Source organism: Agrobacterium vitis, assembly GCF_013337045.2.
Taxonomy (GTDB): Bacteria; Pseudomonadota; Alphaproteobacteria; order Rhizobiales; family Rhizobiaceae; genus Allorhizobium; species Allorhizobium vitis_B.
Genome location: NZ_CP118259.1, coordinates 2,291,727 through 2,306,794, shown reverse-complemented (window position 1 = coordinate 2,306,794; position 15,068 = coordinate 2,291,727). Strand labels below are relative to the sequence as shown.

The following is a 15,068-nucleotide window of genomic DNA, read 5'->3' as shown; positions in this document are numbered from 1 at the left end:
CCTAAAAGTCAAGGTAATAACGTGTCCTGCGAAAATAAGCGCCTTCTGTTGAGCTTGCTGCGCTTAATGCCCGCATAACTTCTTATTCGTAAAATCCTACCTCGCAATGGGATGCGTCACGCAGGGCTTTTGTGATGATTTAGGCTGTTCTTTTACCTCTGCCGATGGGTTCGTCGGGATGGGCCGTTTCATGGATTTTTCAAGGGTTTCCGCACGCACGAGAAATTTTGCGTCACGCTCTACCGGGCGCGCTGAATTATGCGGTAATACGATGCGCCATGGAAGTTGGACAATCGTATTGCCTTTGCAAATATCTCAAGCGCCGGATGCTTTTGCGATATTTTCAACGCTTTCGCGGCAGGGATGCGTGAGCATCTTGAAGACTTGATATAAAGGGTAAACGTGCAGCAGATTTAAAATGCTACAGCGCCGTGCGTCTTATAAAACGCACGGCGCTGTAGCACGAGCTGCCTGAAAGATATGTGCCGGAAACGGTGTAGAGACAGGGTTAAGAGGCTGATGTCGGATATTGAAATTGCACGTGCAGCATCGAAGCTTGCGATCACGCAGATTGGCGAGCGTCTGGGAATCAGCCCCGGTGATTTGCAGCCCTATGGCCATGACAAGGCTAAGATCAGCGCTTCTTTCCTACGCTCGCTGGCGGATCGCAAGGATGGCAAGCTCATCCTGGTGACGGCAATCAATCCGACACCGGCTGGCGAGGGCAAGACCACGACCACGGTCGGTCTGGTGGACGGGCTGAACCGTATCGGTGCCAAGGCCATGGTCTGCGTGCGCGAGCCGTCGCTTGGTCCCTGTTTCGGGGTCAAGGGGGGCGCTGCTGGCGGCGGTCGGGCTCAAGTCGTGCCGATGGAAGACATCAACCTGCATTTCACCGGCGATTTCCATGCCATCACCTCCGCGCATAACCTGCTGGCGGCGATGATCGATAACCATATCTATTGGGGCAATGAGCAGGATCTCGATACTCGCCGCATCGCCTGGCGCCGTGTTGTCGATATGAACGACCGGGCGCTACGGGAGATGGTTGGCGCCCTGGGCGGCGTGCGCAACGGCTTTCCGCGCGAAACCGGCTTCGATATCACGGTTGCTTCCGAAGTGATGGCCATTCTCTGTCTGGCTCGCGATCTGGCCGATCTGGAAACGCGGTTGGGCCAGATCGTCATCGGCTACCGCCGTGACAAGACGCCCGTGCATGCCCGCGACATCCATGCCCATCAAGCCATGACGGTGCTGTTGAAAGAGGCGATGCAGCCCAATCTGGTGCAGACGCTGGAAAACAATCCGGCGCTGGTGCATGGCGGGCCGTTTGCCAATATCGCCCATGGCTGCAATTCGGTGGTGGCGACGAGGGCCGCCCTGAAGCTTGCCGATTATGTGGTGACGGAAGCGGGCTTTGGCGCCGATCTGGGGGCTGAAAAATTCTTCGATATCAAATGCCGCAAGGCCGGTCTTCGCCCGGCAGCGGCCGTCATCGTCGCCACGGTGCGGGCGCTGAAGATGAATGGTGGTGTCGCCAAAACGGAGCTTGGCCGCGAGGATGTAGGCGCTCTGGTCCGTGGTGCTGTCAACCTTGGGCGGCATGTGGAAAATGTCCGGGGCTTTGGCGTGCCTGTTATCGTCGCCATCAACCATTTCCTGTCCGACACGCCGGCGGAGATCGCCGCCCTTCAGGATTATGCTGCCAGTATCGGCGTCGAAGCCGTACTCTGCCGCCATTGGGCCGAAGGGGGTGCGGGCATTGAGGAACTGGCGAGGAAAGTGTCGGCCATGGCCGATAGCGGCGTTGCCGATTTCCAGCCTCTTTACCCAGACGACATGCCGCTGTTTGCCAAGATAGAGACGGTCGCCAAGCGGATTTACCGCGCAGGGAGTGTCACTGCGGACCGCGCTGTCATCGACCAACTCGCTCAGTTCGAGGCCATGGGCTATGGCAACCTGCCGGTCTGCATCGCCAAGACCCAATATTCCTTCTCCACCGACCCGTCGCTGCTCGGTGCTCCCGATGGCCATGACGTGCATGTGCGCGACGTGCGGCTATCGGCCGGCGCCGGTTTCGTGGTGGCCATTACCGGCGATATCATGACCATGCCCGGCCTGCCGAGAAAGCCGGCCGCCGAAACCATCCGGCTCGATGACGAGGGACTGGTCGAAGGCCTGTTTTAAAGAATAGTGTTTCGTCGTTTTACATCACTAAAGTGCAAAATATAACATGATTTATTTAATCATGTTTTTAATCTTGACATAAAAAATCATGTTTACTAAGTGTCCGAATTAAGGCGCGCAAGTCTGACGCGTCTTTGTTTCGGGGACGACCAATTGCGTGCGAAACCGGCTGCACTGCCCTGCAGTCGAAGGGTTTCGTGCGCCGTTTTGAAAGTTTGCACCATGTCTTTTCGGGGAATTCGACCTGTTCTGCTTGCCTGCACGGCACTTTGCTCCTTCTATGCGACCGTGCCTGTCATCGCGCAGGAAGCGGCAAAAACGGCGGAAAACGGTGGCTCCAACAGCCAGACCGAGCTTTCGACCATCACCGTCAAGGGCCAGAAGGTTGTAAAGGGTTCCGTGGAAGACACGCCGGTGGCGACCCATACCTCGGCTGAGCAATTGCAGAAGAAGCAGATCGATGATGTCGACGACCTCGGCAATACGGTCGAGCCGAGCGTGACCTATGTGAAGAATTCCAAGAGCGTCAACATTCGCGGCCTGGAGGCTGATCGGGTACTGACCACCATCGACGGCATTCCGGTGCCTTATTTCTTCGACAGCGTTTATAGCTATGGCGGCGGGGCCGATACCTATGATTTCAACTCGCTATCATCTGTGGATGTGCTGCACAGCGCCGATTCCAGCCGGGCCGGTTCCGGCGCGCTCGGCGGTGCGTTGCTCCTGCATACCTATGAGCCGGAAGACCTGATTGGCGACGGCAAGAGCTTTGGCGGCATCGCCAAGCTCGGCTATGACGGCTCGGACCGCTCGCTCACCGCCTCCGGGGCCATTGCCAAGAAATTCGGCAATACCTCGGTACTGTTCCAGTCTTCCTACAAATACGGCCATGAGACCGAGACGACCGGTGACGTCGGCGGCACGCGCGGAACCCGGACGGAAGCCGATCCGATGAGCTATAACGACCGCAATTTCCTGTTCAAGATCCGCCAGGAGCTGGAAGGCGGTCATACGATCGGTCTGACGGCAGAGCATTACGACTATAATTCCAAGAAGGATTACAAGTCCAATACCAGTTACGGCACGACCTATCGCGCTGGCGATTACGATTATATCCAGGACAAGGGCCGCGACCGGGTTTCGCTCGATTATGTCTATAACAGCACCTCTGCTGATAGCTGGATCGACAGCGCCTTCGCCACCCTCTATTGGCAGCGCGCCACCCGCCTGGAAGGCACAACCAGCTACCGCCTGACGGCTCCAATCGGCATTTACGAGCGGTTCATGGAAAGCGAACAGCGCGATTACGGTTTCAACGGCTATGCCAATTCCGATTTCAGCACGGGTGCGCTGAACCACAAGCTGACCTTCGGCGCTGATATTCGCTTCAGTCAGAGCAGCTATTATCTCGCTGGTCAGGATACCTGCTCAGTCACCTACGTTTCAGGCTGCGCCTATTACCACACCAACCAGTCCTATTCGCCTGATATCAATTCCTACAAGCTCGGCGCCTTTGTCGAGGACAAGATTTCGCTCGGCAACAGCCCGGTTTCACTGACGCCCGGCCTGCGCCTCGATTGGTACAAGGAAGACCCGCAGGAGACCGACAGCTATAAGGGAACCATGCCTGAGGGGCAGGATGGCGCCCACCTCTCGCCCAAACTGCGCGCCGCCTGGCAGGTGACGCCGGATGCCGAGCTTTACGCCCAGTTCTCCACGGCCTTCAAGTCGCCTAACGCCTACCAACTCTATGTGGATTACGACAATTCGCCGTTCTACCGCTCAATCGGCAATCCCGACCTTAAGCCGGAAACCAGCTGGGGCTTCGATGTCGGTGCCAATCTTGGCAACGAGGATTTCGGCGGGCGGATCAGCGCCTTTACCACCCGCTACAAGAATTTCATCGACACCTCGGACGTTATCCGCACGACGGGCTATGTGCTTGGGACCTATGAATATATCAACCGCGCCAATGTCCGCATCAGCGGCGTCGAGATTGAGGGCCACAAGACCTTCACCAACGGCATCAACCTGCATGGCTCAATGTTCTATGCACGTGGCGTGGATCTGGATACCGACGAGCTGTTGAGCACGGTAGCGCCGCTGAAAGCCATTGTCGGTGTCGGCTATGAACGGCAGACCTGGGGCGCGGATGTCAGCCTGGTGGCCGCCGCTGCCGTCTCCGATGACTCCAGCGCCTCCACCAAGCCAGCCGGATACGGCGTCGTCAATCTGACGGGATGGTGGGAGCCGGAACAGACCAAGGGCCTGCGCCTTCAGGCCGGTGTCTACAATCTGTTCGACAAGCAATATTACGACGCGCTTGAGGTGAAGGACGTCTCCAATGCCAATGCGCTTTATTCCGAAGCCGGGCGTTATTTCAAGATCGCCATCTCTCAGAAGTTCTGAGAGATCCGGTTTCAGTCAATTCGGCTCCTGACAGACGCGGTAATCGTTGCGGCGTTTGATCAGGTCAAGATGCATATGGTCCTTGTGGGTCTCATCCGCTCCGGGCGCCAGAACTGTGGTGAAATACAGGCAGGCCGAGGAATTGATGGTGCGCTGGAAAGCGCCGGGCAGGGTTGGTTCGCTGTCCGGAACGATCTTCATCGGAACGTCGCCCTTTTCAAACTCGAAACCGGCGATATCCAGCGCATTGCCCTTGGCATGTTCGGACATCTTGCCATCGCTGCGGCTATTGCGGTTACGGCAGATATAGGAGGAGGCCTGGTCTACAGCTGTCAGCCGCCCCTTGTCGGGCAGCGCCTGATCGGCGGCGGGAATAACCAGAGTGCGCATCCATTCCGACAGTTCCAGTGCCGCCGCACAGCGCAGCGTCGCCTTGGGCTTCAGGCTGACGCCAGGAAGGATTTCCGTCACCTCCAGCGGCTTGTCGATGCCACAGCCATCGCCGTCATCAATCCGGGGCCGTTCGGTAAATTGCGCGCCTGCCGCCTTCAGATCCGTAAGGCATTGATTATAGGCCTGCGGGTCTTCCGTCATGATTGGCGGCGGTGGAGGCGGAGCTGGAGCTGGGGCCGGAGCCGGCTCTGCTGATGGGGCTGGGGCAGGTGAGGCCGGGGTAGGGGCAGGAGCTGGGGTTGGCGCGGCGGGCGAGGGCGTCGGCACGGGAACAGTGTCCGGTGCCGGAACCGAGGCCGATGTATCGCCGGGCTTGTCGACATCAGCTTTTGTGTTGGGGCCTTTAACGCCGGAGGATGCATCTGGCGTATCGGTTGCGGTTTTCGGTTTGCTATCGGGAATGGGCCCCTGCTCGGGGAGGGCGTCTTTGGGAGGGAGAGATGCGCCGCTCAGGCATATCAGGCTTAAGGCCAGCAGCAGCGTTTTGCATCTCATTACGTCGTTCCCCCAAGGTTTGTCGCTGGAGGGAACGTTTGAGCCTGGAATTGGTTTCAGTGTCTTGAGTCCAATGCTGCATATGGCTAATTGCTACTGGACGATAGCCTGCCTCGCATAAAGGGTTGGGTGCAGCGAGAGAGTGTCACGTCCCGCAAAAGGTTCGTGCTACTCGCTCTTCCACTTTCGGCGGCACTCTGAGATCCGCAGTGGCTTCCGTTTCTTCAAATGGCCGTTCCAGTGCCTGCGTCAGCCGTTCAAAGAACGAATAATCGTCATAGACTGCAGCCGAGATTGCCTCTTCGATGCGGTGGTTGCGGGGGATGAGGGCAGGGTTGATGGTTTGCATCTCGGCTTCAATCATCTCTGCCGGGCGCTCCGTGCCAAGCCTTGCGCGCCAGCGGATCAGCCAGGCGATCAGCGCATCGGTTTCGGGCATGAGATCCTGTGCCACACCGCCCCCCGCGATCCTGCCGAGCTGGCGGAAGGTCAGGGTGAAATCGGCCTCATGGGTCTCCATCAGGCCAAGAAAATCGTTGATCAGCGCCAGATCTGCTTCATCAGTGCCAGTCACGCCCAGCTTAGCGCGGAAGGCGGCGAGCCAATAGGTCTGGAACACTTCGCCGAAGCGGGCCAGTGCCGCATTGGCATCGTCCACGGCCTTGTCTTCGCCTCCTTCAAACAGCGGCAGCAGGCATTCGGCCAGCCGCGCCATGTTCCATTGGCCAATGCCGGGCTGATTGGCATAGGCATAGCGGCCACGCTGGTCGATGGAGGAAAACACCTTTTTCGGATTATACTCATCCAGAAAGGCGCAGGGGCCAAAATCGATGGTTTCGCCTGATACCGCGACATTGTCGGTATTCATCACCCCATGGATGAAGCCGATCGATAGCCAGCGGGCAATCAGCGCCGCCTGCCGGTCGGCAATGGCGTTCAGCAGTGCCAGATAGCGATTGTCGGCGTCTTTGAGGATGGGATAATGCCGGTCGATGACGTGATCGGCCAATGCCTTCAGGCTGTCATTATCCTGGCGGGCGGCAAAGAACTGGAAGGTACCGACCCGAATATGGCTGGCGGCAACCCGCGTCAGCACAGCCCCGGGCAGCGCCACTTCGCGTCTGACCGGCTGGCCGGTCGCAACGGCGGCCAGCGCCCGTGTGGTTGGAAGGCCGAGCGCATGCATGGCTTCCGAGACGATATATTCGCGGATCACAGGACCTAGCGCCGCGCGCCCGTCGCCATTGCGGGAAAAGGGGGTGGGGCCTGCGCCTTTCAGCTGGACATCGCGCCGTCGTCCATGGCGGTCCAGCACCTCGCCGAGCAGAATGGCGCGGCCATCGCCCAGTTGCGGTACGAAATTGCCGAATTGATGCCCGGCATAGGCCATGGCCAGCGGGCTGGCGCCCTGAACAATGCGATTGCCGGAAAAGATTTCCGCCAGCGCCGCATCGCTCTGGCCTTCGATCTGCAGGCCCAGTTCTTGCGCAAGCGCATGGTTGAACCGGATCAGCTTTGGCTGCGCCACCGGTTGTGGAAGAACGGCAGCGTGAAACGGCTCCGGCAGACGGGCGTAGCTATTGTCAAAGGCAAACATCTGAATTTCTCCGGGCAACGTTCATTCGTTTATATGTGGCGCAGCGGCATGGGAGTGCAAGGCAAGACCTGTCACGAAGCCGCATCCCCGGCAAATTGCGCATGGACAATTGAAAATTGCTTACGTTACAGTCGCCGCTGACATAAAGAGGAAACCGGCGGGACCGAATCCCGGACGCCAGGTTGACCAAAAAGAGGGACTGTTGATGTTCAAACGTTTTTCATTCACCGCTGCCATTTTCGCAAGCGCCGCCGCTCCGGCCTTCGCCCATCTCAATCCCGCCGAACACGGCTCGGTGCTTGCCGGTATTTCCCATCCGCTGACCGGACCTGACCATATCATGGCGATGGTTGCAGTCGGTCTCTGGGCGTCGCAGCAGGGTGGCAAGGCGCTGTATGCCGTACCCGCCGCTTTCGTCGGCACCATGGCCATCGGCTTTCTTCTGGCGCTGGCAGGTGTGCATCTTCCTTTCGTTGAGCCGGCTATCCTGGCGTCTGTCATGGGTCTCGGCCTGCTGGTGGCGACTGCCGTGCGCCTGCCTGCTGTTGGTGCTTCCGCTGTTGTCGCTCTTTTCGCGCTGTTCCATGGCTATGCGCATGGCACCGAACTGGCTGGCGCCGGTGCGTTGGAATTCGGCCTCGGCTTCCTGATCGCTACCGCTGCGCTGCATGCGGTCGGTATTGGCCTTGGCGTCGGCCTCAACCGCTTCGGCCCGCGCATCACCCGGTTGCTCGGTGTGGCCACGGCGCTTGGCGGTGCGGCCCTGATGCTCGGCTGATAGCTCATTCAAGATCAAACCAGTAACGGCGGGAGAAATCCCGCCGTTTTTCGTCGTGGAACAGAACAGGTTACATATTTGTAATTCACAAGGGCTTGGAACAGCCATGATTGCCACCCTAGATCATGGTCAGTCATGTCATCGGAGATGAGATCCATGTCACCGGAAGAGCGCCAGTTACTGACCCAATTGTTTGACCGCGTGCGCCAGGCGTCTTCAACGCCGCGCGACCGCGAGGCCGAAAGCCTGATCGAAGGCGAATTGCGCACCCAGCCCTATGCCACCTATTATCTGGCCCAGGCCGTGATTATTCAGGAAAAAGGCCTTGAGGCAGCTACCGCCAAGATCCGCGATCTTGAAGACCAGATCGCCCATTTGCAGGATGAACTGTCCCGCGCTCAGGCCCAACCGCCCGCTCCGCAACAAGGCGGCGGCTTTCTCGGTGGTATCAGCTCGATTTTTGGAGGCGGCAGCCCGGCGCCGGCGCCATCCCGCAACGCAGGGCCCTGGGGTGCGGCACCAGCGCAGAACCGTGGCTATGACGATTACAGCCGCAGCGCCCCGCCACAATCCGGCCCTTGGGGAGGCGTGCCTTCAGGCGGCCAATGGCAGCAACCGGGGCAACAACCAGCAGCAGCTCCAGCCGGCGGCGGCTTTCTGCGTGGTGCCCTGACCACGGCGGCAGGCGTTGCCGGTGGCGTGCTGGTGGCTGATGCGGTGCGTGACATCTTCTCTAGCCACGGCGGCGGTTTCGGCAATATGCTGGGCGTTGGCGGCATGGGCGGTCTTGGCGGCGTGGCCGCGGCACCGGTCGAGGAAACCATCATCAACAACAATACCTATAACATCACCGAGAATGGCCGCGACGATACGCCCGCCCAAAATGATGACAGCGGCTTCCAGCAGGCCAGCCTGGACACTGACAATGACAGCTATGACAATAGCAGTTTTGACGACAGTGATTTCGGTGGCGATGACAGCATGAATGCGTGACCCAAGCGGTCATCAGACGCCGCGCGCCATTACGCGCGGCTTAAAAACAAACTGAACTGCACATTGGACCGAAAGGAAGAAGCGAGGTCAATTTTTTCCGATGAATGCTAACGCCCCAGTTGGTTCGAAGGTCCGAAAGTATCTATCCGTCGATGTTCCCTATCCGGATCGTGAGGCCGCGCCGTTACGCTATAGTTGCTGCGGTAGGTTTTACCGAGATCCGAGACGATTTCAATTTCACACGAAGCTGTGGTTGAACCACTGATAGAAACCCGGATGGTCGCGCCAGCCAACCACGTCCGGGGCATAGTATTCGCCGCCATCATGCGATGGATCGCCGTCCGATAATAGAGAGCGGACAAAGTGAAATCGGCATTGTCAGGAACGACTGTCCCGCGCTCCAGATCAAATTCGATGTGGTGCTTGCCGAGACCATGGAGGAAGGCGACATATTGGCCCAAGGCCCAGTAACCATTGAGGTCATTATATCGGCTGGCGAAGGTCCGAAGAATGTCGTGTCCAATCGCCTTGAACTGCTTTCTCCTTGGCATAGACCTCTCACTCTGGTGTCAGATCCCACAAGGGATATCGAAAAAAATCACCGTAGACACGACAAGAATTTTTTGGGCAAAGCACCTATGTCGCTAAACTGGCTGCGCAGCCAAAACAAGGGCAATGGACCATGCCCAAAGGCAAAGTCCATCCCATTCCACTCACCCCCGCCCGCGATAGGTCGGCACGCCCTGATCCGGCAACCAAACACCCTTAGGCACCTCGCTGGTCTGCCAGAATACATCAATGGGAATGCCGCCGCGTGGATACCAATAGGCACCGATCCGTAGCCATTTCGGATCGAGCAACTCCACCAGCCGCTTGGCGATGTAGATCGAGCAATCCTCGTGGAAGGAGCCGTGGTTGCGGAACGAGGTCATGAACAGTTTCAGCGACTTGGATTCCACCAGGAAATCGCCGGGAATATAGTCGATGACGATATGGGCGAAATCCGGCTGGCCGGTCATCGGGCAGAGCGAGGTGAATTCCGGCGCGGTGAAGCGCACGACATAATCGGTTCCGGCATTGGTATTGGGAACCCGTTCCAGCACCGCCGCCTCAGGGCTGGTCGGCGCATCCACCTGGCGACCCAGTTGCGACAGGCCGGAAACATCGGTCTTGCTCATGCATGTTCTCCTTCAATAACTTTAACACGGACGCCATGGGCCTCTTCGCTTTCCGGTTCCACATGGATCGTCACCCGCGCGCCCGGCTGCACGGATTGCACCGCCGCTTCCAGCCTGTCGCAAATCTCATGGGCCTCGCCCACCGGCATCACGGCTGGCACGACGAGATCGAAGCCAACAAAGGTCGCGGCCCCAGCCCGGCGGGTGCGCAGGTAATGCACCCCGAGCGAGCCGCTGGCGTGATCGGCAATCGCCTTCTTGATCGCATCTTCTTCCGCTGGTTCGACCGCCTTGTCCATCAAGCCATCGACGGAGTGGCTGATCACTTTCCAACCCTGATAGATGATGTTGCAGGCGACCAGAATGGCCAGCAGCGGATCGAGAATGGCATAACCGGTGATCACCACCAGAACAAGGCCGATCAGCACGCCCACCGATGTCACCACATCCGACATGATATGCTGCCCATCCGCCGTCAGGGCAGGGGAGCGGTTGGCCTTGCCGACCCGGATCAGGATTGTCGCCCAGACCGCATTGACGACACCGGCGGCAAAGTTGATGGCGAGACCAAGCGCCGGAGCATCCAGCATGGTTGGCGCTTCCAAGGCGGCCACCGCCTCCTTCATGATCAGCAGCGCGGCAATGACGATCAGCACGCCCTCTATAACTGCTGAAATATATTCCGCCTTGTGATGCCCATAGGGGTGGTCATGGTCGGCAGGCTTTTGGGCATAGCCGATCACGAAATAGGCGATGAAAGCCGCCACCACATTGACGGTGGATTCCAACCCATCCGACAGCAGCGCCACCGACCCCGTGACCCACCAGGCCAGGAGCTTCAGGCCCAGCACGCCGAAAGATAGCGGAATGCCCCAGAAGGCCAGACGCTTGACGATAGGATTATGCTCGGACATCACGCCCACTCCTGCATTTGCGAACCAGTTGCAAAATTCATGCCCTTAAGACGGCAAAACCGCCCAAGCCTGCAAAGGCTGGACGGTTTATGATGGGTCTCATATCCTTGATATCTGCTAATCTGTCAAACCCGAAGGATGGATAATCCAAAGCGGCGTTAACAAATAGTAGCAATCTCTAAATAAAATAGTCACCTTATAACCTATCGTCAGGGCGCCAGACGGCTATGCCAGACCCCATTGACGACCGAGCCCCAGACTGTCTCGTCATTACTCGACACAATCAGTTCTCCTTTGCCGAAACGAACCGCGACCGGGCAAAAAGCAGCAATTGCAATTGCCCGCTGCTGATCTGAGGTAATTTTCAGCCAAGATCGATTATTAACATGCAGGCGCCCTTGCCCGGCTTGGTCATAATCCACATTGACGATGACGGACTGTGCCTTCCAGACGTCTAGGTAAATCATTTCCCGTTTGCAGATCACGTCCGGCGACGCGCTATAGAGATCGTCGGCAGAGACCGGCAAAGTCATGCCCTGCAAATGAACTACTGCAATAACAGCGACCCAAGCCAGCTTCATAAGATCTCCAGAGCTCGCCTCTGATAAAAAGGCATCAACCTCGTAGGATCGCCATATGGATGACATCGACGAACCGTCGCTTTGCTTAAGGCCAGTGACGAAATCTCGCAGACGGTCCAATGGCGGCGCTTCCAGCATGCTCAGATAGCGGCGCTCGCGTGCGACCGAGTCGAGAGCCTGATGAAAGCTCTCGACATTGCTCGCCTCTATCGGCTGAATGATGATACCACTCACGCCGCCTTCACCTTCGCCCGCTTGGCCAGCTTTTCCACCACATTCTCGATCATCCGCATCCCGGCATCGTTGCCGAGTGTCATGATTGATTCCGGGTGGAACTGCACGGCGGCAACCGGCTCCTTGGCGTGCTCGATACCCATGATCGTCCCATCCTCGCTTTCGGCGGTGATGATGAAATCCTTCGGCAAGCTGGCCGGATCGGCATGGATCGAGTGGTAGCGCCCGACAGTGACTTCCTTGTTCAGCCCGGAAAACACGATGCCGGGCTCCAGCACGCGGATGCGCGATGGCTTGCCATGCATCGGCACATCCAGCTGCCGCAGCACGCCGCCATAGGCCTCCGTCAGCGCCTGGAGACCAAGGCAGACGCCGAAGATCGGCAGGTTGCGGTCACGCGCTTTCTTGATCGTCGCCGTGCAATCGAAATCCGATGGAGAACCCGGTCCAGGCGACAAAACGACGAGATCGGGGTTCAGGCGGTCAAACACCTCTTCCGGCACCGGGCTACGCACCGTGCTGACGGTGGCGCCAGTCTGGCGGAAGTAATTGGCCAGCGTGTGGACGAATGAGTCCTCATGATCGACCAACAGGATTTTCACGCCGTGCCCGACAGCCGCCACGCCGCGCTGGGCCTTGGCGTTATGGCCGGTCTTGGCGTCACGGATTGCAGCAATCATCGCCGATGCCTTCAATTCTGTTTCAGCCTCTTCCTCATGCGGATCGCTGTCATTCAGCAGCGTCGCACCGGCCCGCACTTCGGCAATGCCATCCTTGATGCGCACGGTGCGCAGCGTCAGCCCGGTATTCATGTCGCCATTGAAGCCGACCATGCCGACCGCGCCGCCATACCAGGCGCGTGCGCTCTTCTCATGGGCTTCGACAAAACGCATCGCCCAGAGTTTTGGTGCGCCGGTGACGGTCACCGCCCAGGCATGGGAGAGGAAGCCGTCGAAAGCATCCATATCGTCGCGCAACCGGCCCTCAATATGGTCCACCGTGTGGATCAACCGAGAATACATTTCGATCTGGCGGCGGCCGATCACCTTGACGGAGCCTGGCTCGCAGACCCGGCTTTTGTCGTTGCGGTCGACATCCGAACACATGGTCAGTTCGGATTCGTCCTTCTTGGAATTCAACAGCTTGAGGATCTGCTCGCTATCGGCAATCGGATCGTCGCCGCGTTTGATCGTGCCAGAAATCGGGCAGGTCTCAATGCGCCGTCCGTTAACCCGCACAAACATTTCCGGCGAAGCGCCGACCAGATATTCCTGATTGCCGAGATTGATGAAGAAGGAATAGGGCGACGGGTTGATCTCTTTCAACCGCTTGGAAATATCCGAGGGCTTGCTGTCGCAACGCTCCATGAATTTCTGGCCGGGAACCACTTCGAACAGGTCACCCTTGCGGAAGCTTTCCTTGGCCTTCACCACCAGTTCAGCAAACTCGCCGGGCCGGTGATCGCCACGTGGCGGAATGGTATCGGTATGGCGGAAAGGCTCCGGCGCAATGGTCTCGGCCTTGCCCGCCGTGGTCACGCCGTCCTTTTCGAAATCATAGCGGTCGATCCAGGCCTTGGCGGAATAGTGGTCAACCACCAGAATTTCATCGGGCAGGAACAGAACCATGTCGCGCTGATCGTCCGGCCGCTTCAGTTTCAGATCGATGGCGTCGAACTGAAAGGCAAGATCATAGCCGAAAGCCCCGAACAGGCCGATGCTGCTATCGGCAGACGAATAGAACAGATCGGTAATGGCGCGCAGCACAGTAAACACCGTCGGCGCTTTGGAGCGCTCCTCCTCGGTAAATACCCGGTCGGGGGTCTTCACTGTCAAGTCCAGCCGCTGTGCGGTCAGCGCGCCCAGCACCAGTTCCGGCACGGTCTTCAGCTTTTCGGCGATCAGCGACAGCAGCACTTCGCCCCGGCCATTATAAGCCTCGATCCACACGGCGCGGCCAAAGCTGGATATACCCAGCGGCGGATCGACAATGGCCGTATCCCAGCGGGTATAGCGGCCCGGATATTCATAGTTGGAGGAAAACACCGCGCCGCGCCGCTCATCCAGCTTTTCGACATAGCTGGAGACTGCATCGGCATAGGGTGTGGCACGACGCTGGCGCGTTACCGTAATCCCGCCCCGGGTCTGGTAGACATCGCTATTGTCATCGCGAATAATGGTTGCCATGGCGCTTCTTCCTCATCGTAAAGCCCGTCAGTGAGGGGCCATGAACACAAAAAAGCCGCCTCAGGAAATCCGGGCGGCTTTGGGTCAATCGTCTTTAGACATGACTGGTCAAGGCCGCGTTAGCGAACCCACCACCAAGCATTCATGGACAAAACGATCTTCATGGCGGAATTCATAACCCGGTCCGCCACGCCGCGCAAGAGTGATTTTCAGCCCCCAATCATAGGTGATCACTGTGCAAATGCTCCGTGCGAAACCGTGTCTCCCAGCTTTGGTTGATCCCGTCTGCCAGCTTGGCGGTGCCGGGCACGACGCTGCTTGCAGCCTCGCCATCCAATCCCAGTTGCCCCAGCACATCCTTCAGGCTGCCAATGGGGTCGGCGCAAAGCGCTTCATAGGTGATTGGCAAGGGTTGGATGCCTTGCATTTCGAACCAGCTTTGCCAGGCGCGATCATATCGGTTGAACTCGTCATAGCGGGCGCGGATTTCGGCGGCGTCGTAAATTGGATCGCGTGGCGCAGACAACCGTTCCAGCTCCGTACCATCAGGTGCGCGATGCCATAATCCAGTTTGTTGGGCTTTCACATAGGAGACGGCCTGTTGCACCTTATCGAGGCGTGTCAGGTGAATGAACAGCGTGGGGCCAAACGCAGCCTCAATCCGCTGCCGGTCGCTGGCCAGCATTGGGTACAGAACAGCAAGCTTCTCGACAAACAGATCGAAACTGTGCCGTTGCAGCCGCAGGCCAAAGAGATCCGTGCCATCGCGGCCCGTCTCGACCGCAGCTTCAAAGATCGCCGCCAGAAGATTGCTCTCCGGTAAAGAGGGGTTGATGTCCAGATTGAGATAGGACAGCCAATCGGTAATCGGTCCGTGATGAAAATAGGATTTCGGCTTACCCGCCACTCCGGTTGCTGCCAGCATATTGCACAACAAAGTGCTGCCGCTGCGTGGCGAGGTGCAGATCACATAGGACTGGAATTTCGCCATCGACTTTAGAACCGAACAATCATGGAAGATGCTCAGCCCTATAATAATGAGGTGTGACAGGCCGGTGACCGT

12 protein-coding genes are annotated in these 15,068 nt (G+C 58.2%); 4 read left to right on the top strand and 8 right to left on the bottom strand.

Annotated elements, in window-relative coordinates:
- Positions 1-519 precede the first annotated feature (519 nt).
- Together G6L01_RS11170 and G6L01_RS11165 are read left to right on the top strand one after the other, a co-directional pair.
- Complete coding sequence (locus G6L01_RS11170) at positions 520-2,187, top strand: formate--tetrahydrofolate ligase (RefSeq protein WP_070166461.1); 1,668 nt, start codon at positions 520-522, stop codon at positions 2,185-2,187.
- A 222-nt stretch (positions 2,188-2,409) separates the two neighbouring features.
- Positions 2,410-4,596 carry a TonB-dependent hemoglobin/transferrin/lactoferrin family receptor gene (locus tag G6L01_RS11165; protein WP_070166460.1) on the top strand — a complete coding sequence of 729 codons (2,187 nt, stop codon included), beginning with the start codon at positions 2,410-2,412 and terminating at the stop codon, positions 4,594-4,596.
- A 15-nt stretch (positions 4,597-4,611) separates the two neighbouring features.
- On the opposite strand, the gene G6L01_RS11160 is transcribed toward G6L01_RS11165, so the two are convergent.
- On the bottom strand, positions 4,612-5,544 hold the full coding sequence (locus tag G6L01_RS11160) for an extensin family protein (protein WP_071206196.1): 933 nt from the start codon (positions 5,542-5,544) through the stop codon (positions 4,612-4,614).
- Positions 5,545-5,689: 145 nt separating this feature from the next.
- Complete coding sequence (locus G6L01_RS11155) at positions 5,690-7,141, bottom strand: protein adenylyltransferase SelO (RefSeq protein WP_174089244.1); 1,452 nt, start codon at positions 7,139-7,141, stop codon at positions 5,690-5,692.
- Positions 7,142-7,346: 205 nt separating this feature from the next.
- Here G6L01_RS11155 and G6L01_RS11150 point away from each other — a divergent pair, with 205 nt between their 5' ends.
- Both G6L01_RS11150 and G6L01_RS11145 read left to right on the top strand, forming a co-directional pair.
- A complete protein-coding gene (locus G6L01_RS11150) occupies positions 7,347-7,919 on the top strand; it encodes a HupE/UreJ family protein (protein ID WP_070164143.1) in 573 nt (190 codons plus the stop codon).
- Between the two features lie 156 nt (positions 7,920-8,075).
- On the top strand, positions 8,076-8,912 hold the full coding sequence (locus G6L01_RS11145) for a DUF2076 domain-containing protein (protein WP_070164144.1): 837 nt from the start codon (positions 8,076-8,078) through the stop codon (positions 8,910-8,912).
- Positions 8,913-9,019: 107 nt separating this feature from the next.
- Here the strand turns inward: G6L01_RS11145 and G6L01_RS11140 are convergent, their stop codons facing one another.
- From G6L01_RS11140 to G6L01_RS11115, 6 genes are all read right to left on the bottom strand, one after another.
- Entirely contained in the window at positions 9,020-9,463 is a 444-nt protein-coding gene (locus G6L01_RS11140) for a hypothetical protein (protein ID WP_070164145.1), read from the bottom strand.
- A gap of 162 nt (positions 9,464-9,625) precedes the next feature.
- Positions 9,626-10,090, bottom strand: a complete 465-nt coding sequence (gene queF, locus G6L01_RS11135) for a preQ(1) synthase (RefSeq protein ID WP_070164146.1) — start codon at positions 10,088-10,090, stop codon at positions 9,626-9,628.
- The gene (locus tag G6L01_RS11130; RefSeq protein WP_070164147.1) at positions 10,087-11,004 is read right to left on the bottom strand and encodes a cation diffusion facilitator family transporter; all 918 of its coding nucleotides are present in this window, start codon (positions 11,002-11,004) and stop codon (positions 10,087-10,089) included. Before G6L01_RS11130 ends, queF begins: the two co-directional genes overlap by 4 nt.
- A gap of 209 nt (positions 11,005-11,213) precedes the next feature.
- Positions 11,214-11,819, bottom strand: a complete 606-nt coding sequence (locus G6L01_RS11125; protein WP_174089243.1) for a hypothetical protein — start codon at positions 11,817-11,819, stop codon at positions 11,214-11,216.
- Positions 11,816-14,005, bottom strand: a complete 2,190-nt coding sequence (locus tag G6L01_RS11120) for an anthranilate synthase (protein ID WP_070164150.1) — start codon at positions 14,003-14,005, stop codon at positions 11,816-11,818. The genes G6L01_RS11125 and G6L01_RS11120 overlap by 4 nt, the downstream gene beginning before the upstream one ends.
- Positions 14,006-14,225: 220 nt before the next feature.
- Positions 14,226-14,996, bottom strand: a complete 771-nt coding sequence (locus G6L01_RS11115; protein ID WP_071207121.1) for a Stf0 family sulfotransferase — start codon at positions 14,994-14,996, stop codon at positions 14,226-14,228.
- Between the last annotated feature and the right edge of the window lie 72 nt (positions 14,997-15,068).

What these genes read in the sequence shown, in the direction of transcription:
- G6L01_RS11150 (WP_070164143.1), top strand. Translation starts at nt 7,347, where the DNA reads ATGTTCAAACGTTTTTCATTCACCGCTGCCATTTTCGCAAGCGCCGCC.
- queF (WP_070164146.1), bottom strand. Translation starts at nt 10,090, where the DNA reads ATGAGCAAGACCGATGTTTCCGGCCTGTCGCAACTGGGTCGCCAGGTG.
- G6L01_RS11155 (WP_174089244.1), bottom strand. Translation starts at nt 7,141, where the DNA reads ATGTTTGCCTTTGACAATAGCTACGCCCGTCTGCCGGAGCCGTTTCAC.
- G6L01_RS11170 (WP_070166461.1), top strand. Translation starts at nt 520, where the DNA reads ATGTCGGATATTGAAATTGCACGTGCAGCATCGAAGCTTGCGATCACG.
- G6L01_RS11120 (WP_070164150.1), bottom strand. Translation starts at nt 14,005, where the DNA reads ATGGCAACCATTATTCGCGATGACAATAGCGATGTCTACCAGACCCGG.
- G6L01_RS11130 (WP_070164147.1), bottom strand. Translation starts at nt 11,004, where the DNA reads ATGTCCGAGCATAATCCTATCGTCAAGCGTCTGGCCTTCTGGGGCATT.
- G6L01_RS11140 (WP_070164145.1), bottom strand. Translation starts at nt 9,463, where the DNA reads ATGCCAAGGAGAAAGCAGTTCAAGGCGATTGGACACGACATTCTTCGG.
- G6L01_RS11115 (WP_071207121.1), bottom strand. Translation starts at nt 14,996, where the DNA reads ATGGCGAAATTCCAGTCCTATGTGATCTGCACCTCGCCACGCAGCGGC.
- G6L01_RS11165 (WP_070166460.1), top strand. Translation starts at nt 2,410, where the DNA reads ATGTCTTTTCGGGGAATTCGACCTGTTCTGCTTGCCTGCACGGCACTT.
- G6L01_RS11160 (WP_071206196.1), bottom strand. Translation starts at nt 5,544, where the DNA reads ATGAGATGCAAAACGCTGCTGCTGGCCTTAAGCCTGATATGCCTGAGC.
- G6L01_RS11145 (WP_070164144.1), top strand. Translation starts at nt 8,076, where the DNA reads ATGTCACCGGAAGAGCGCCAGTTACTGACCCAATTGTTTGACCGCGTG.